Raw genomic sequence first — 16,981 nt, forward strand, 5'->3', positions numbered from 1 at the left:
TATGCCTCAGAGGAGTCCCATGTCCGTAAGGACCACAACGCGTCGCCGCCAACTGGGCTCCACGCTGCGCAAGTTGCGCGCCCGCAGCGGCATGACGCTGGAGGAAGCCGGGCGGCTGGTCGGCGTATCCAAGGCCACGGTCAGCCGCTACGAGACGCAGGCGGGCCCGGTGAAGTGGATCGTCGTCGACGCGCTGTGCCGCGAGTACGGAGCAACCGGTGCCGAGCGAGAGGCCGTCGTCAGGCTGGCTAAGGACGCCAAGCAGCAGGGCTGGTGGAGTTCCTTCGCCGACTCCATCCCGGAGAGCATGAATCTGCTGCTCACACTGGAAGACGAGGCCGTACGGGAAGACCACTTCTCCTGTGTGTACGTCCCCGGCCTTCTGCAGACCCGCGCCTACAGCACCGCTCTGCAGAAGGCTAACGAGATCCCGCTGGCGCCGGCTGAGATCGAGCGGCTCGTCGACATCCGTATGAAGCGGCAGGAGATCCTCACACGCCCCGACCCGCCGCGGCTGTGGGCGATCCTCGACGAGTCCGTCATCCGCCGGGTCGTCGGCTCACCGGACACCATGAAGGAACAGCTCAGCCGACTGCTGGAAGCGAACGAGTCCCTTCATGTCACGCTTCAGGTGCTGCCGTTCTCCCAAGGTGCGCACTCCGCAGCACTCGGCAGTTTCGTCATCCTCGGCGGCACCGAATCAGCCCTCGACGTGGTCTACGTCGACTTCCACACCGGCTCGCTCTTCCTTGAGAAGGAGGAGGAACTCGAGCGTTATCGGCTTGCGTTCGAGTACCTCCGCGCACAAGCGTTGGACATGGAGGCATCCTCTTCCCTGATCCAGCGTGTACGCGAGGAGCTGTAAATGGCAGTCGGCCAACCGCCCGTTCACAAGCCCCAGTGGTTCAAGTCGTCGTACAGCGGCGGCAACACGACTGAATGCCTGGAGGCGGCTTTCACACCTGTCGTCGTGCTCATAAGAGACTCGAAGCGGTCGTCGGGCCCACGGCTCAAGGTCTCAAAGAAGGCCTGGGCGCACTTCATAACGGACGTGCCCGCCCGGTGACCTTGTCGCGGATACCCGACCGGGGCGCGTGGCTCGCGTAGGCACCAGGGCTGACGGCGCTACAGCCCCGGCAGGGGGTTACACCACCCCACCCGCCGTCCACTCCCCCGCCAGCAGTCCGAGCACCACCTCGTCCATGAACTCCCCCAGCACCCACGCCGAGTTGCGGAGCACTCCCTCGCGGGTGAAGCCGTTGCGCTCCGCGGAGCGGATCATCGCCTCGTTGTCCGACAGCGTCTCGATCTGCAGGCGGTGCAGGCCGCGCACGACGAAGCCGTAGTAGCACAGGGTCGCGACGACATCCGTGCCGTATCCCTTGCCGCGGGCGGCGGGGAGCAGGCCGAGGCCGATGTGGGCGTTGCGGTTGTGGCTGTCGATGCCCCACAGGTTCGCGGTGCCGAGCAGCGTGCCGCTCTCCAGCTCCACCACGGAGAAGGGGACGACACCCTCGGCGGCGTAGTCGACGGCGAGGCGGGGGTCCTTCGACGTGACCGGCTGCCACGGCGCGCCCTCGGCCCGCGCGGCGTTGACCACGTCGTTGTAAAGCTCGGCCCGCAGGACCGGGATGTCGTCCTCGTGCCGGTCCCTGAGCCCGACCCTGGTTCCCCTCAACATGCGGTCTTCCTATCGGACCGGAGCGAGCGGCGGCAATCGATTAAGACGAGCGATCACGGCCGGGCGGCGCCCGTGCCGCCGGCGTTACGCTGGGAGCCATGGAGTGCTTCGCCGCCTTGCGTACGCGTCACTGAGGGCCCCCTCGCCGCCGACCGCGTCGGCCGGGAGCGGGCCGACCCAGCCCTTCTCCCCTCCCTGGGTGTCCAGCCCTCAGCCCGAAAGGCGCACTCCCATGCTCATTCGCGCGTTCACCCCGCACGACCTGGCGCGACTGACCGAACTCACCATCCAGACGTTCCGGCCGTTCTACGAGGACTCCTTCCGCACCTTGGTCGGTGAGGCCGTCTTCGCCAACCAGCACGGCGACTGGCGCGACGACTACCGCAAGCAGGTGCCCGAACTCCACGCCCCCGAGCGGCACATGTACGTCGATGTCGCCGAGGCCGACGGCGACATCGCCGGCTACGTGGCGTGGAGCGTCGACCCCGCCCGCCGGAACGGCACCGTCAGCCACCTCGCCGTCTCCGCCGAACACCGCCGCAACCACGTCGGTACCGCCCTGTGCGAGCACGCCTTCGCGCGGATGCGGAGCCTCGGGGCCGAGGTGGTCGAGATCGGCACCGGAGGAGATCCCTTCCACGCACCCGCCCGCGCCCTCTACGAGCGCCTCGGGTGCACCGCGCTCCCGGTCGCGGTCTACTACCGGGAGCTCTGAGCCGGGCCTGAGGGACGGGCGCCTTTCCGCGCCCGTCCCTCAGGTGCGCCGTCGACGGCACGGGGGAACCGGTCCTCGCCGCCGTCCGCACGGGAGTGGGCGCCGTTGACGGCATCGGCTGGACCGTGCCGGGCGACGCCACCGCCGTCCGGGCTCACCAGTAGGCCGCCGGAGCGCTCGAAAGAGGGCCGAGGAGCGGAACGGGCTCGTCCGGCGCATCCCGCCGTGGCGGCGGCATCCCGGGCCGGCGTCCCGCAGGTGTCACGGGTTCCAGGTCATCGTGGCGTAGACCCGGTCGAAGCGTCCCGCGGCCAGGTCCTGCCGGGCGATCGACCAGGAGTAGAGGGCCATCTCCAGACCGTCGAGCCCATGCATCCACTGGGCGAGGCACACCCAGTCCTCGGGACGTACGTCCGTATCGGGCGCGGGCAGATCGCCTCGGGCCACCGCGCGTGCCGCTTCCCGCCCGGCCGCCACACTGGGGTCCTCCGCCCAGTACTCGTCCTCGGCGTATCCACCCAGCTGAAGCCCGAGGCCCATGCCCTCACCCGGCATCTCGGACCAGACCTCGATCAGTTCGTTCGCATGGGGATGGTCCGGGTGAGCCACGCAGCCCAAGGGCTGCCCGGGAGCATGGACCGAGGTGCAGTACGGCAGGGAGACGTCGGTACTCAACCGGAGCAGGCCTTCCGGGAAGTCCGTCTCGTACGGGTAGTTCTTCCATTCCGGGTCGAGGTCCGCGGGGCGTTCCTCGACGGGCGTGCCGGCGGGAATGTGGAGTGCGGTGCCCAGGTTTCCCTGCCCGATCCGGTCGGGGTCGGGGTCGGCGAACAGCAGCAGGTGGCCGTCGGCGGGCAGGTCGAGGTCGGTCGCTCCGGCGGGCAGCGCGGCGAGGTCGATGGTGGCGGCGAGCTTGCACCACGGGTCGGAGACGTCCGCGGGAAGCATGAGGGGCCCGCCGAGCCTGCCCACCACGGGCCCGTCGCCCCGGGTGCCCAGAAAGGCACAGGGCCGGGCGAGGTCCGTCCACCGTGCGATGTCGTCCGGGGGGATGCCCTCTGCCAGAGCGCTCTCACGGAAGTCGTTCAGGATGTCCGGCGTTTCGGGGGGCACGGGCGGTCTCCTTGCGGTCGGGCGGGTTCGGATCGGGGAATCGCCGCCGGGTGGGCGGCGGTTCGTGGACGGTCAGGGGTGCAGCGTGACGGTCACGCCGTGTGCCCTGAGTCCGGGCACCACCGGATCGGGAACCCCCGAGGGCGAGGTCACGTTCCGTTCCGACAGGTGGACGTGTGACAGCGCCGGCATGTCGAGCAGGGGCCCGAGGTCCGTCAGGGACCGGCAGTGGCGCAGGTCGAGTTCCGCGAGGCGGGGCGAAGCGGTGAACAGGGTGATGTCCTTCAACGCGGCCCAGCGTGGGCCGGCCACGGTGAGTGAGCTGAGCCGTTCCACCGGTATGCCCTCGGCCGAGGGGCCGTCCGTCAGGAAACGGAGGGTCAGTTCCCTCAGTCCCGGGCACTCCTGAAGGGCGCTGAACGATTCCAGGTCCTCCATGTACAGCAGGGTCAGTGTGGACAAGGGGGATCCGGACAGATCACCGAGGCCGCGGACGGCGGAACCGTTGATCATCAATGTGCGCAGCGCGGGCAGGCGGCCGAGGCCCTTGAGGTCGGCCAGCGTGGAGCAGCCGGTCAGAGTCACCTCCCGCAACGCCGGCAGCTCGCCCAGACCCTCCGTCGTGCGCAGGAGCGGAGCGCCGTGGATGCCGAGCTTCACCAGCCGCGGGTGGCCGTCCAGCCCTTCGAGCGTCGTCAGCTCGCCGCATCTGTCGAGGTCGAGGGAGTGAAGCCGCGGGAGAGCCGCGAACGGCGAGAGGTCGCCGAGCCGGTCGCCGCTCAGTCGGAGGTGCGCGACACGCGGCAGCTCGTCGAGTCCGTCCAGGTCCGTGAGAGACCCGCAGGACTGGAGATCCAGTGTCTCCAGAGCGGCCAGTGCCCCGCCGAAGCCACGAAGGGACCGCACCTTGGTCCGGCTCAGCCTCAGCTGACGCAGACCGCCGAGGTTCAGCAAGGGCTCGAAGTCCTCGACGGCGCCGCACCAGCTCAGATCGAGGCGGGTCAGCCGGGTGAGGCGGCCGACCGGCGTGAGGTCCCGCACGCCCGTGCAGCTGCTCAGATCGAGGTCCGTGAGACGGGTGAGTTCACCGATCTCGGTGAGGTCGGTGAGCCCGTCACACTGGCGGAGGTCGAGCTTCTCGAGCATCGTGAGATGCCGCAGACCGTGCAGGGAAGAGGCGTACGGCAGCCTCAGTTCCGTCCTGCCCTCCTGACGGAACGCCGGGGCGAGCAGGTGCTGGGCGAAACGGTCCGGGTCTCGGTCCGTCCTCCACAGGCGGACGAGGAACTTGGACGCGTACGGGTCGGCGGGGGTGAACCGGGCGGCCAGTCGCAGGGCATGTCCGCCGTCACCCGGCGCGGACAGGGCGACGAGTCTCCTGACGGCCTTGCGCGCGCGGTACGCGGGGGCCTCCAGGTTCTCGCAGAACCCGTACGGGTCTCCGTCGGCCGTCGCCCACAACCGGAGCAGTTCCTCGGTGGAGCAGTCGGACGCCTCGCTGTACCGCACGGCCAGATCCAGCGCCGCGTCGCCGCCGCCGGACGCTGCGAGCAGCATGAGTTCCCTGACCGCCTCACCCGCCTCGGCGGGACTCGCGGTCTCCAGGAGCGCCCTCAACTGCCCTGTGCGCACTGCTGTGTTGTCGTCCGGTGTGGCGTCGGCGGGCACACCGGGGGAAGTCGGCTGTGTCATGAGGGGACTGTAGGGGCCAGGTGTGACAGGACGCCTGGCCGAGCCTCGGCTTCCGTGGACGCCGGGAACGGCTCGGCACCGTGTGGACCTCGCCGGAGCCGGTTTCCGGGCGCCGCCCGCTCAGTCCGCCGACGTGATCCGCCGCACCGTCTCCCGCGTCAGCTCCCGGTCCGCCGGGGTGTCGTCCAGGGCGCGGTGGAGGGTCAGGCCCTCGATCAGGGCGTCGAGTTGGCGGGCCGTGTCCGGTGGGAAGTGGAGTTCCAGCAGGGTGCGGCTGCGTCGCATCCAGCGGGCGCACAGGGCGCGGTACGGCTCCCGGCGCGCGGCGAGGGTGTACAGCTCCTGGACGAGGATCAGGTCGCGGCGCGGGCCCTCGGAGAGGGTGTGGATCAGGTCGGTGACCGCCTCGCGGACCTCCTCGGGGGTGCCGGCGCCGGTGAGGTGGTGCTCGAAGACCGTCACCACATGGTCCGCGTAGCCGGTGAACGCTTCCAGCAGCAGCTCGTCGATGCCGGTGAAGTGGTACGTCATCGAGCCCAGCGGCACCCCGGCGCGGGCCGCGATCTTGCGGTGGGAGACGCCGGCGACGCCCTCCTCGGCGATCAGGTCGAGCGTCGCCGCGAGGATCCGCTCGCGACGGCGGGGGTCGGTTTGTCCGGTGGCCATACGGTCGGCTCGCCTGCCCGGCTCAGAGCGGGCGGACGGGTCGGGCCGGGTTGCCCACCGCCACGACGTTCGCGGGGATGTCCTTCGTGACCACCGCGCCGGCGCCGATGACGGAGTTGTCGCCGATGGTCACCCCGGGGCAGACGATCGCGCCGCCGCCCAGCCAGACGTTGTCTCCGATGGTGATGGGCAGCGCCGCCTCGAGCTTGTCGCGCCGGGGCTGCGGTTCCACCGGGTGTGTGGGCGTGAGGAGTTGGACGTTGGGGCCGATCTGGCAGTCCTCACCGATGGTGATGCGGGCGACGTCCAGCGCGGTGAGGTGGTAGTTGACGAAGGTCCGCGCGCCGATGCTGATGTTGCTGCCGTAGTCGATGTACAGGGGCGGGCGTATGTCGATGTCCTCGCCGGCGGAGCCCAGCAGCTCGGCGAGGATCGTCCGCGCCTCGGCGGGGTCGTCCACGTAGGCGGCCTGGTAGCGGGACGCGAGCCGCATGGCGTGCCGCTGCCGGCGCGCGATCTCCGGGTCGTCCGCGAGGTACAGGTCGCCCGCGAGCATGCGCTCCAGGTTGGTGCGCGGGTCCCCCGCGAAGTGGTCGGCCGTCATGCGTACGATCGTACGCTCCTCGCTGCGGATGGGTACAGGCCCACACGGCGGGCGCCCCCGCGCCGGTGCGGCACGGGGGCGCCCGTGAGGAAGGGAGCTACGGCGCGGTCGTCACGCCGGTGTCAGCTCCGCCCGGCCGAACAGCAGGGCGTAGCCGGGGGGCAGCTGCGCGAGGACGCGGGTCACCAGCTCGTCACCGACCAGCGGCGGCAGGACGCTGAGCACGGAGCTGACGTCCCAGCGGGCCGTGGCCGGGGTCGCGCCCTCGATGCGGGCCGCCACCGAGTCGACGAACTCGGCCGCCGTCAGCGGGCGGGTCGCCGGGATCTGCGAGGCGACCACCCGCGCGGCCTCCTCGGGCAGGGCGCGGGCCAGGTCGACGCGTTCGTCACCGACGACGTGACCGCCGAGGGCGGACAGGACGACGCGGGTGACGCTCTCCGCCTCCGACCGCGTCGGGTACTGCCCGGCCTCCCGTACGGCGTCGACGAGTTCGAGCCAGGCGGGCTCCCGTACCGGGCGCGAGCCGGCCGGGATGTTCCCTCCCGGCTGCGGGACCGCGGGCTTCTGCGGCGTCAGCGTGGTCATCCGAAGCTCCTCTCCGTCTGCGGTATTCGGTTCTGAGGGGGCCGGTGTTCCGTCGCCCGCCGGGGGCGTACGGCGCGTGGGCGCGTCCCGCGGGAGGGGGGTCCGCGGGACGCGTGGAAGGGGTGGGCGGCGGTCAGCCGGTGAGCTGCTTGCGGTCGCCGCCGGTGATCCGGATGCGGCGCGGCTTGGCCGCCTCGGCCACCGGGATGCGCAGCGTCAGGACACCGGCGTCGTACGCGGCGTCGATGCGCTCGGTGTCCAGGGTGTCGCCGAGGAACAGCTGGCGGGTGAAGGTGCCGGTCGGCCGTTCGGCGACCACCGTCTCCGCGCCCTCGGGGGCCGGCGAGCGACGCTCGGCGCGCACGTTGAGGACGTTGCGTTCGACGTCGAGTTCGATCGTCTCGGGGTCGATGCCGGGGATGTCGAAGTGGACGACGAAGTCGTCCCCCGCCCGGTAGGCGTCCATCGGCATCGCCGAGGCGCGGGTGACGGGGCCGAACACCTGCTGCGTGAGGCGGTCGATCTCGCGGAAGGGGTCGGTACGCATGAGCATCACAGTCCACTCCTTTCTGTGGCGTCATCTGTGCGATGCCCTACGGGTCAATTCCTTATATAGCCGATGGGGAGGAAAGTTGACAAGAGCGGACTCAGTTTCGGGTCGGGTGGGCCGTGGGCCTTGGTGCGGGGCTGGTGACGGGGCGTGCCGCCGGGAGGGTTAGCCTCGGAGTCCGTGGACCCCCGCCCGTGCGGGGCGCAGTGGCAGGAGGCAGCAGGCATGGCGAAGGTTCCCAGTTCGGTCGTGGCCGCGAGCGGGCTCGTCGGCGGGTACGGCGTGGCCCGCTGGACCCGTAAGCGGCAGCTCGGCGGGGTCGTCCTTGCCGCCGCCGGGGTCGCCGCCGCCCAGCAGTGGCGGCAGCGCGCGGGCGGTGCGGCGGCCGGCGCCCTGTCGGTGGCCTACGTCGCCGCCTTCGCCGGGTCTCACCCGCTGGCGAAGAAGGTCGGCGCCTGGCCCGCCGTGTTCGGCGTGGCCGGCGCCGTGGCCCTCGCGTCGTGGGCGGTCGCCGACCGACGGGGCTGAGACCCCGCCGGCCGGCGCGGGAGGGTGAGTCCCGCCAGTGCCCGTCCCTTCAGGGCGTGTCCCGTCAGGGCCGGGCCGCGGCCTGCTGCGGTTCGGCCGCCGACAGGGGTGTGGCGATGTCCTCCAGGGAACGCCGTTCCGCGTTCACCGCGAGGAGCGCCGCCACGATGCCCGCCGCGACCATCAGGCCCGCCCCGATCTGGAACGCGAGCACCGTGTCGCCGACCTTGCCGGTGTTGGTCAGCTCGGCGAACAGCAGCGGGCCGCTGATGCCGCCCGCGGCGGTGCCGAGGGCGTAGAAGAAGGCGATGGACATGGCCCTGGTCTCCATGGGGAAGATCTCGGAGACCGTGAGGTAGGCGCTGGAGGCGCCGGCCGAGGCGAAGAACAGCACCACGCACCAGCACGCCGTCATCGTCGCCGCCGTGAGCGAGCCCCGGTCGAACAGCCACGCCGTGCCGAACAGCAGCGCGCCGGACAGCACATACGTGCCGGAGATCATCACGCGCCGGCCGACCGTGTCGAACAGCTTGCCCAGCAGCAGCGGGCCGAGGAAGTTGCCGGCCGCGATGACCGCGAAGTAGTAACCGGTGTTGCCGGACGGCACGTCGAAGAACTGGGTGAGGATCGCGCCGAAGCCGAAGGTGATCGCGTTGTAGAGGAACGCCTGGCCGACGAAGAGGGCGAAACCGAGGGTGGAGCGCCTGCGGTAGCGGCCGAAGACGGTGCGGGCGATCTCGGTGAACGTGGTGCGGCGGCGCTGATGGATCGTCATTTCGTCCTCGGCGGGCGGCAGTTCCTTGCCCGCCTCGGCCGTGACCCGTTCCTCGATACCGCCGACGATCCGCTCCGCCTCGTCGTCCCGGCCGTGGATGAGCAGCCAGCGTGGACTCTCGGGGACGTGACGCCGTACGAGGAGGATCACCAGGGCGAGGACGGCGCCCAGCGCGAAGGTGAGCCGCCAGCCGACGTTCGCCGGGAAGATCGAGGTGTCCAGGGCGACGATGGACAGCAGCGCGCCGGCGACCGCGCCCAGCCAGTAGCTGCCGTTGATCAGCAGGTCCACACGGCCCCGGTACTGGGCCGGGATCAGCTCGTCGATCGCGGAGTTGATGGCCGCGTACTCGCCGCCGATGCCGAAACCGGTGAGGAAGCGGAAGAGGAAGAACCACCAGGTGTCGAAGGACAGGGCGGTCAGGGCGGTCGCCGCGAGGTACACGGCGAGAGTGATCAGGAACAGCTTCTTGCGGCCGTAGATGTCGGTGAGCCGCCCCCAGAAGAGGGCGCCCGCACAGGCGCCCGTCACATAGAGGGCGGCCGATATGCCCGTGACCTCGCCGGACGTGATGGGCAGTCCGCTGCCGGGCTCCGACAGCCGGGCCGCGATGTTCCCGACGATGGTGACTTCCATCCCGTCGAGGATCCACACGGTGCCCAGACCGATGACGATGGACCAGTGCCAGCGGGACCACGGCAGGCGGTCCAGGCGGGCGGGGATTCTGGTGGTGATGGTGCGTCCGGACCCGGACTGCGCGGTGGCCATGGGCTCCCTCCTCGGCGAAGTGAGTCCCTTGTGCCCCGTGCCCGCCGGTTTCACGCCGGCGCGGTCCGCGGCGGGTACGGCGCGGCCCGCACCGGGCGGGGAGCACGGCCGGATACGGCCCGCGGGGTGCCCTCCCCGTCCTCCCTACGCGCCCACCGCCCGCGAGATCGTGTAGATCACCAGGCCCGCCAGGGAGCCGACCACCGTGCCGTTGATCCGGATGAACTGAAGGTCGCGGCCGATGTTGGCCTCGATCTTCTTCGTGGTGTGCTCGGCGTCCCAGCTCGCCACGGTGTCCGTGATCAGGGAGGTGATCTCCTTGCGGTAGGTCGTCACCACGTACACCGCGGCGCTCTCCAGCCAGCCGTCGACCTTGCCCTGGAGCTTGGTGTCGAGGGACATCCGGGCGCCCAGCGACAGCAGCGACGCCCGCAGCCGCAGCCGCAGTTCGCTGCGCTCGTCCTCCGCCGCCGACACGATCATGCCCCGCACTGCGGTCCACGCGGACGCGATCAGGTCCTGCACCTCGCTGCGGCCCAGGATGTCGCCCTTGAGGCGCTCCACGCGGGCCCGGGTGTCGGTGTCGGACTGCAGGTCGGTGGCGAAGTCCGTGAGGAAGCGGTCCAGTGCCCCGCGCGCGGGGTGGCCGGGCATGTCGCGCATCTCGGTGACGAAGCGCAGCAGCTCCTTGTAGACGCGCTCGCCGACCTTGCGGTCCACGAACTTCGGCGTCCAGCCGGGGGCGCCGCCGTGGACGGCGTCCATCACGGTGTCGCTGTGCAGGACCAGCCAGTCGTGGGCGCGGGTGACGACGACGTCGACGGCGCGTTTGTGGCCGCCGTCGGCGACGATCCGCTCCAGCATCTTGCCCATGCCTGGCGCGATCTCCTGGGCGTCGGCGCGGCGGGTGATGGCCTCCCCGACGACGGCCTGCACGTCGGAGTCGCGCAGCACGGTGAGCGCGCCGCGCAGGGCCGCCGACACCTCGGCGGTGACCCGGTCGGCGTGCTCGGGGACGGCGAGCCAGGCGCCGAGTCTGCTGCCGATGCCGACGGCGCGCAGCCGTCTGCGGACGACGTCCTCGGAGAGGAAGTTCTCCCCGACGAAGTCGCCGAGGGCGGTGCCGAGCTGGTCCTTCTTGGTGGGGATGATCGCGGTGTGCGGGATGGGCAGGCCCAGGGGATGCCGGAAGAGGGCGGTGACGGCGAACCAGTCGGCGAGCGCGCCGACCATGCCGGCCTCGGCCGCCGCGGCCACGTACCCCGCCCAGGCTCCGGCGCCCTGGTGCGAGGCCCACTTGGCGAGGACGTACACGACGGCGACGAACAGCAGCAGGCCGGTGGCGGTGAGCTTCATCCGGCGCACGCCGCGCCGCTTCTCCTCGTCCGCGGGGCTGAACGTCGTCATCGCGCGGTTCGTGGCGGTGCCGGCCCGCCGCTCGGCGGCGTCCCGCTCCTCGGTGTCTGCCGTCTCAGTCCGTTCCATCCGCTCCACCCGCTCGGTGATCCCTCACACATTGTCCCTTCCTGACCGACTCCTGGAACGGAACAGGAGTTCCCGGCGTCTGTCCTGAGGGGGATTGTCCAGGGACATCACCTAGGGGTACCCCGGGTCCGCCCGGAAACCCCGGGCCGCTCGGCACGACCACCCGACAGGCCCGCCCGGGTCTGTCGGGGCCGGCCGGCCCAGCACTGTGGGCCATCCCGATCCGCCCGCGCGGCTGCCCGGGGTCCTCCCGGGGGCCGCCCGGATGATCTCCGGGGGCGTCCCGCGCGAGATCTCCCCCGCCGTGGCCCACCATGGGCGTCGGACCGGAGCCTCACGCTCCCGCCTCCCGAGGAGAACAGAACAGCATGACCCGGCGTCGTGACGGGGGCGCGCCGCACCCCGAGCAGGCCCGCCCCGCGGGGCGGGACCGCCCTGTCCGGCAGGAGCCCCCTGCCGGCCCGGAGGACCCCTCCCCACGGGACGTCCCCGCCGGCCAGGAGCAAACCTCCACGGGGGACTCCCCTGCCGGACTTCGGCGCCGTCCCGCCGGACGCGAGCTGCCCGCCGGCCGGCAGCGTCCGGCCGGAGAGCAACCGCGCCCCGGACCGGGGCGTCCTGTCCACGGGATCCACCCCGTCGAACGGGACCGCCCCGCCACGCGGGCACGCGGAGACCAACGGGACCGCCCCGCGAGGACGCACCGCCCCGCGCCGCGGGACCGCCCCGTGAGGACGGGCCGTCCGGTGCGGCAAGACCGTCTCGCGGGGCCGGACCGTCCCCCGGAGCGGGAGCGTCCCGTACGGCACGGGGCCCTGCTCGCCGCGATGCTCGTGGCCGTCCTCGCCGTGTCGTCCGTCATCTTCGTCGGCGTCTCGGCCGACCGCTCACGCGGACGCGACACCCTCGCCGGCACCGGCGCCCTCGACCTCCCCGCCGCCCCGGCCTCCGCCGGCACCTGGGTCACCGCCTGGACGGCCTCCCCCGGCGGCGCCGAACCCGCCACGGAGACCACCGGGCTCGCCGGCCGCTCCGTGCGCAACGTCGTGCACACCACCGCCGGCGGCGCCCGCGCCCGGGTCACGCTGTCCAACCTCTACGGCCGCTCCCCGCTGACCCTCACGCACGCCTCCGTCGCCGTCGCGGCCGGCCGGGACACGGCGGCCGCGCTGCCGGAGACCATGCGCCCGCTGACCTTCGCCGGGAACCCGTCGGTCGTCGTCCCGGCGGGCGGACAGGTGGTCAGTGACGTCGTACGCGTCCGCGTCCCGCGCGACGGACACGTCCTCATCAGCACGTACTCGCCCGTCCCGGCCGGGCCGGTCACCTTCCACAAGCACGCCCGGCAGATCTCCTGGGTCGCCGAGGGCGAGCACACCCGCGACACCACCGGGGCCGCCTACTCGGGGCGGAGCACGGTCTGGCGGTACGTGACCGCGCTGGACGTGCTCAGCGACGACTCCGAGGGCACGGTCGTCGTCCTCGGCGACTCCCTCACCGACGGCATCACCTCCACCGTCGGCGCCGACGCCCGCTGGCCCGACGTGCTGTCCGGCCGGCTGCGCGCGGCCCTCGCCGACGGCCGGAACCTCCCCCGGTACAGCGTCGTCAACGCCGGGCTCAGCGGGAACGAGATCCTCGCCGAACGGTCCGGGACGCCGCCGGAGAACCCCAGCGCGCTGCGCCGCTTCGGCCGGGACGTGCTGGGCCGCGCGAACGTCGAGGTGGTGGTCGTCGCGCTGGGCATCAACGACATCCTGCGGGCGCCCGGCACCGCCGACCCCGAGCGGATCGTGGGCGGCCTGACGGCCCTGGTGGAGCGCGCGCACGCCCGGGGGATCAAGGCCGTCGGGGCGACGCTGATGCCGTTCGGCGGCCACCGCGAGTACACCGACGCGCGCGAGGACGTACGGCAGCGGGTCAACGCGGCGATCCGCGACGGGGGCGTGTTCGACGCGGTCGTGGACTTCGACGAGGCGGTACGGGACGGGTACGACCCCCGGCGGTTCCGGGCGGGCTACGACTCCGGCGACGGGCTGCACCCCAGCGACGAGGGGTACGCGCGCATGGCGGAAGCGTTCGACCTGGACGCGCTGAAGGGCGGCGCCCCGGCCCGCCTCTGACGCGTCACCGGGCCGCCGCCGCTCCCGCCGTGGCGCTCAGTCGTCCTCGGGGCGGGGTGCGGGCCGGCGGTGCGGGGAGTGCAGGTTCAGCGGGTCGTGCAGCGGGCGCGGCGCCTCCACCTCACGGCGGTGCCGGTCGGCGCGGTCCAGGTGCTGCCGGCGCCGCTCCTCCTTGCGTTCGAGCTTCTCCCGGCGGCGCTCCTCGCGCAGCCGCTGCCGCTCCGCGCGGGGCAGCTTGCGTTCGACGCCGACGCCGCCCCAGAAGGCCAGGCCCGTGACGACCACGCGCGGGGCGCCCGGCTCGGCCGGCACACCCTCCTCACGGTGGTCGAAGCCGCCCATGATGCCGACGCCGCGCACCACGACCTCCACGCCCGGCGGCACGATCACCTCCACCCCGCCCATGATCGCGACGGCGTTGATGACGATCTCGCGGTCCGCGAAGTTCGCCTCGCGCAGGTCGATCTCGCCGCCGCCCCAGAAGGCGAAGCAGTTGAAGCGCCGCGGCGCCGTCCACCGCCCCTTGCGCTGGAAGCCGCTCATCACGGCCACCGCCCAGCTCGACGTCCCCGGGTCGTCCCCGCCGACGATGCGGTCCGCCCAACCGCCGCCGCGCGCAGGGTCCTTCGTCAGGGAGACGGCGGGCACCGGAGCCGTGCCCGCACCGGGGAGGTCTCGGGTGATCGGCGCCAGTTCCCCGTAGGTGCGCGCCTTGTACGTCGCGTCGAGCCGCTCCTCGAACTCCTCCATGTCCAGACGGCCCTCGGCGAGGGCGTCCCGGAGGATCTCGGCGACCTTCTCGCGGTCGGCGTCGGCGGCACGGAGGTCCGGGGCGGGTACGTCGTCGGTCATGGAAGCAGCCTACGAGTTGTGCCCGTCACACGGCTACGAGGACTGCGTCGGGGTACGCCCGGCCCGCTCCGCGTACATCTTCGCGATCACGGCCTCGATGTCCGGCTCCCGCACCGACAGGTCGACCAGCGGGTAGCGTTCGGCGATCCGCGCCACCAGCCCGGCGGCCGACTCCGACGCCGGGAACGCCAACCACTGCCGCGGCCCCTCCACCCGTACCACCCGCGCCGGGGCGGGCACCTCGACCGGCGGGCACTCCCGCTCCAGGTCCACCACCAGCGTCCGTTCGCTCTCCCCCACCTCGTGCAGCCCGGCGAGCGCCCCGTCGTACACCAGCCGACCCTGGTCGATGACCATCACCCGGGAGCACACCTGCTCGATGTCCTGCAGGTCGTGCGTCGTCAGCAGCACCGTCGTGGCGCGTTCGGCGTTCACCTGCCGCAGGAAGTCCCGCACCCGGGTCTTGGAGACGACGTCCAGGCCGATCGTCGGCTCGTCCAGGTACAGCACCTCCGGGTCGTGCAGCAGCGCCGCCGCGATGTCCCCGCGCATCCGCTGCCCCAGCGACAGCTGCCGCACCGGCACCTCCAACAGCTCACCCAGGTCGAGCAGTTCGACCAGCCGGGCGAGGTTCTCCCGGTACCGGGCGTCGGGGATGCGGTACATGCGGTGCATCAGCTTGTACGAGTCGATCAGAGGGAGGTCCCACCACAGCGTGGTGCGCTGCCCGAACACCACCCCTATGCGGTGCGCCAGCCGGGTCCGCTCCCGGGACGGGTCGATCCCGGCGACCCGCAGCCGGCCCGCGCTCGGCGTGAGGATGCCCGTCAGCATCTTGATCGTCGTGGACTTCCCCGCGCCGTTCGGGCCGATGTAGCCGACCATCTCCCCGCGCGCCACGGTGAACGAGATCGAGTCCACGGCCCGCACCCGGTGCCGCTCCCGCCGCAGCAGCCCCTTGCGCCTGCGCACGTCGAAGACCTTCTCGACCCCCTCCAGCGCGATGAACCCCTCGGACCCGGCACCGGTGTCCGGTCCGGCTGTCGTGTGCATCCGCCCGCTCAACTCCCCACACTCATGTACGACCTGAGACCGGTCCGCCACGCCAGCCCGGCCAGCGCACAGCACCCCACCGCCACCAGCGGCGACGCGAACGCCACCCAGTCCGGCAGCGCCACCGGGTACGGACGCCCCAGCACCCGGGCCGCGGGCACCCAGTTGACGAAGGCCAGCGGCAGCACGAACGTCACCCCCCGCACCAGGTCCTTCCCGAACACGCCCGGCGGGTACTGCAGCATCGTCGTCCCGCCGTACGTGAACGCGTTCTGCACCTCGGCGGCGTCCTGCGCGTAGATCTGGAAGGCCGCGCCCGCCACGAACACCGCGACGAAGATCGCCGCACCCGCGAACACCATCAACGGCACCAGCAGCACCCGCGAAAGCGTCCAGTCGATGTCCGCCGCCGCCAGCGCCCAGCCCAGCACCACCCCGCCCTGCACCACCCGCCCCAGCCGGCGCACCGAGAAGCGGTCCCCGCCGACCTGCGCGAGCACCGGAACGGGCCGCACCAGCAGCACGTCGAAGGAACCGTCCCGGATCCGGGAACCCAGCTGCGGCATCGAACCCGCCGCCAGATGCGCGATCCCGAACGACGTCACCGACGCCCCGTACAGGAACGCCACCTCGGGCAGCGACCAGCCGGCCAGCGAGTCGACGTGCGAGAACATCAGCAGGATCCCCACGAAGTCCAGGCCCGTCATCACCAGGTTCCCGAACAGCGTGAACACGAAGGACGCCCGGTAGGTCATGCCGGACCGCACCCACATCCCGGCGATCATCCGGTAGGCCCGCAGACCCTCCAGCACCGCGCCGCGCTCAGCCACCCTGCACCACCACCCGGCGCGTGGCCGCCGACTGCACCAGCCGGCCCGCCGCCAGCAGCACCACCGCCCACACCGCCTGGAAGGCGAACGCCCCCGCCGCGCCCGTCTCCCCCATCAGCACGTCCGCCGGCACCTGCAGCTGCGCCGCCCACGGCAACGCCCGCGCGACCTCGCCGAACCCTCCGGGGAAGACGTTCAGCGGCAGCACCATGCCCGAGAAGAACACCCCGAGGATCATCATGGCCTGATTGACGCCCGTGCCGTCCAGCAGCCAGAACACGCTCAGCGCCACCAGGTAGCGGATCGCGAAGCTCACCACCGCCGCCAGCGCCAGCGCCACCGCGAAGGACGCCCACACGTCGAACCGCGTGGGCAGCGCCGTCGGGAACAGCAGCCCGCCCACCAGGAACGGCACCACACCCCGCCCCAGCAGCTGGAACATCCCCCGGCCCAGATCGCTCGCCAGCCACCACAGCTGCAGATCCGCCGGCCGGTACAGGTCCACCGCGATCTCACCGGTGCGGATCCGCTCCATCAGCTCCTGCTCCACACCCCCGCCCTGCAGCGCCAGCGCCGCGAACAGGCACTGCCCCAGCCACACGTACGTCACCGCCTGCGCCTGGTCGTACCCCCCGAGGTCCGGACGCTCGTCCCACAGCGCCAGGTACGTGTACACGAGGATCAGCCCGAACACCGTGTTGGTGAACACCCCGGCCACGGTGGCCGCCCGGTACGACGCGTACCGCCGGAAGCCCCGGACCGCCACGGCCAGGTACAACCGCGCCGAGCCCACGCCCTCGTCCCCCCTCCCGCCACCGGCACCGAAGCGCAGGAGCCTAGTGCGCCCGCCGGATCCGCCGCCACGCGTTTTCCGTCCCGTCCGCCGGTCGGGGGAACGTTCGGCCGAGCCGTACCCGGGAAGCCGCACGGGTGCGTGACGCGCGTCGCCGTCTGCGAA

18 protein-coding genes are annotated in these 16,981 nt (G+C 72.1%); 5 read left to right on the forward strand and 13 right to left on the reverse strand.

All coding sequences use genetic code 11. From position 1 onward, the window contains the following. Positions 1–19: 19 nt before the first annotated feature. The gene (locus F3L20_RS27635; RefSeq protein WP_150156630.1) at positions 20–865 is read left to right on the forward strand and encodes a helix-turn-helix domain-containing protein; all 846 of its coding nucleotides are present in this window, start codon (positions 20–22) and stop codon (positions 863–865) included. Then, a complete protein-coding gene (locus tag F3L20_RS27640; protein WP_150156631.1) occupies positions 866–1,066 on the forward strand; it encodes a DUF397 domain-containing protein in 201 nt (66 codons plus the stop codon). 78 nt (positions 1,067–1,144) lie between these two features. Here the strand turns inward: F3L20_RS27640 and F3L20_RS27645 are convergent, their stop codons facing one another. Continuing rightward, a complete protein-coding gene (locus tag F3L20_RS27645; protein ID WP_150156632.1) occupies positions 1,145–1,681 on the reverse strand; it encodes a GNAT family N-acetyltransferase in 537 nt (178 codons plus the stop codon). A gap of 232 nt (positions 1,682–1,913) precedes the next feature. Here F3L20_RS27645 and F3L20_RS27650 point away from each other — a divergent pair, with 232 nt between their 5' ends. Then, positions 1,914–2,396 carry a GNAT family N-acetyltransferase gene (locus tag F3L20_RS27650; protein WP_150156633.1) on the forward strand — a complete coding sequence of 161 codons (483 nt, stop codon included), beginning with the start codon at positions 1,914–1,916 and terminating at the stop codon, positions 2,394–2,396. Positions 2,397–2,657: 261 nt separating this feature from the next. Here F3L20_RS27650 and F3L20_RS27655 read toward each other — a convergent pair whose 3' ends face one another. From F3L20_RS27655 to F3L20_RS27680, 6 genes are all read right to left on the reverse strand, one after another. After that, positions 2,658–3,509 carry a DUF1963 domain-containing protein gene (locus F3L20_RS27655; protein ID WP_240810775.1) on the reverse strand — a complete coding sequence of 284 codons (852 nt, stop codon included), beginning with the start codon at positions 3,507–3,509 and terminating at the stop codon, positions 2,658–2,660. Positions 3,510–3,581: 72 nt separating this feature from the next. Next, the gene (locus F3L20_RS27660; RefSeq protein WP_240810776.1) at positions 3,582–5,201 is read right to left on the reverse strand and encodes a leucine-rich repeat domain-containing protein; all 1,620 of its coding nucleotides are present in this window, start codon (positions 5,199–5,201) and stop codon (positions 3,582–3,584) included. 120 nt (positions 5,202–5,321) lie between these two features. Further along, the gene (locus F3L20_RS27665; RefSeq protein ID WP_150156635.1) at positions 5,322–5,867 is read right to left on the reverse strand and encodes a TetR/AcrR family transcriptional regulator; all 546 of its coding nucleotides are present in this window, start codon (positions 5,865–5,867) and stop codon (positions 5,322–5,324) included. Positions 5,868–5,889: 22 nt separating this feature from the next. Continuing rightward, positions 5,890–6,471, reverse strand: a complete 582-nt coding sequence (locus F3L20_RS27670; protein ID WP_150156636.1) for a sugar O-acetyltransferase — start codon at positions 6,469–6,471, stop codon at positions 5,890–5,892. 111 nt (positions 6,472–6,582) lie between these two features. Beyond that, on the reverse strand, positions 6,583–7,059 hold the full coding sequence (locus tag F3L20_RS27675; protein ID WP_150156637.1) for a DUF2267 domain-containing protein: 477 nt from the start codon (positions 7,057–7,059) through the stop codon (positions 6,583–6,585). A gap of 133 nt (positions 7,060–7,192) precedes the next feature. Next, positions 7,193–7,612 carry an Hsp20/alpha crystallin family protein gene (locus F3L20_RS27680; protein ID WP_145827574.1) on the reverse strand — a complete coding sequence of 140 codons (420 nt, stop codon included), beginning with the start codon at positions 7,610–7,612 and terminating at the stop codon, positions 7,193–7,195. 222 nt (positions 7,613–7,834) lie between these two features. Between F3L20_RS27680 and F3L20_RS27685 the strand changes: the two genes are divergently transcribed. Continuing rightward, positions 7,835–8,137, forward strand: coding sequence for a hypothetical protein (locus F3L20_RS27685; RefSeq protein ID WP_024885410.1), 303 nt, complete (start codon positions 7,835–7,837; stop codon positions 8,135–8,137). A 64-nt stretch (positions 8,138–8,201) separates the two neighbouring features. Here the strand turns inward: F3L20_RS27685 and F3L20_RS27690 are convergent, their stop codons facing one another. Together F3L20_RS27690 and F3L20_RS27695 are read right to left on the reverse strand one after the other, a co-directional pair. After that, on the reverse strand, positions 8,202–9,680 hold the full coding sequence (locus tag F3L20_RS27690) for an MFS transporter (protein ID WP_150156638.1): 1,479 nt from the start codon (positions 9,678–9,680) through the stop codon (positions 8,202–8,204). 144 nt (positions 9,681–9,824) lie between these two features. Next, entirely contained in the window at positions 9,825–11,165 is a 1,341-nt protein-coding gene (locus F3L20_RS27695) for a DUF445 domain-containing protein (protein ID WP_150156639.1), read from the reverse strand. 827 nt (positions 11,166–11,992) lie between these two features. On the opposite strand from F3L20_RS27695, the gene F3L20_RS27705 reads away from it, so the two are divergent. Continuing rightward, positions 11,993–13,288, forward strand: a complete 1,296-nt coding sequence (locus F3L20_RS27705) for an SGNH/GDSL hydrolase family protein (RefSeq protein WP_150157522.1) — start codon at positions 11,993–11,995, stop codon at positions 13,286–13,288. Between the two features lie 36 nt (positions 13,289–13,324). Here the strand turns inward: F3L20_RS27705 and F3L20_RS27710 are convergent, their stop codons facing one another. From F3L20_RS27710 to F3L20_RS27725, 4 genes are read right to left on the reverse strand one after another with little or no spacing between them, the layout of a single operon-like run. Further along, complete coding sequence (locus F3L20_RS27710) at positions 13,325–14,140, reverse strand: DUF1707 SHOCT-like domain-containing protein (protein WP_150156641.1); 816 nt, start codon at positions 14,138–14,140, stop codon at positions 13,325–13,327. Between the two features lie 33 nt (positions 14,141–14,173). Beyond that, the gene (locus tag F3L20_RS27715) at positions 14,174–15,193 is read right to left on the reverse strand and encodes an ABC transporter ATP-binding protein (protein WP_150156642.1); all 1,020 of its coding nucleotides are present in this window, start codon (positions 15,191–15,193) and stop codon (positions 14,174–14,176) included. Positions 15,194–15,201: 8 nt separating this feature from the next. Beyond that, positions 15,202–16,023 carry an ABC transporter permease gene (locus tag F3L20_RS27720; RefSeq protein WP_145827569.1) on the reverse strand — a complete coding sequence of 274 codons (822 nt, stop codon included), beginning with the start codon at positions 16,021–16,023 and terminating at the stop codon, positions 15,202–15,204. Continuing rightward, positions 16,016–16,801: an ABC transporter permease gene (locus F3L20_RS27725; RefSeq protein WP_150157523.1), complete on the reverse strand. Its 786-nt coding sequence runs from the start codon at positions 16,799–16,801 to the stop codon at positions 16,016–16,018. The genes F3L20_RS27720 and F3L20_RS27725 overlap by 8 nt, the downstream gene beginning before the upstream one ends. Positions 16,802–16,981 lie beyond the last annotated feature (180 nt).

This window comes from Streptomyces tendae, from assembly GCF_008632955.1.
Lineage (GTDB): Bacteria > Actinomycetota > Actinomycetes > Streptomycetales > Streptomycetaceae > Streptomyces.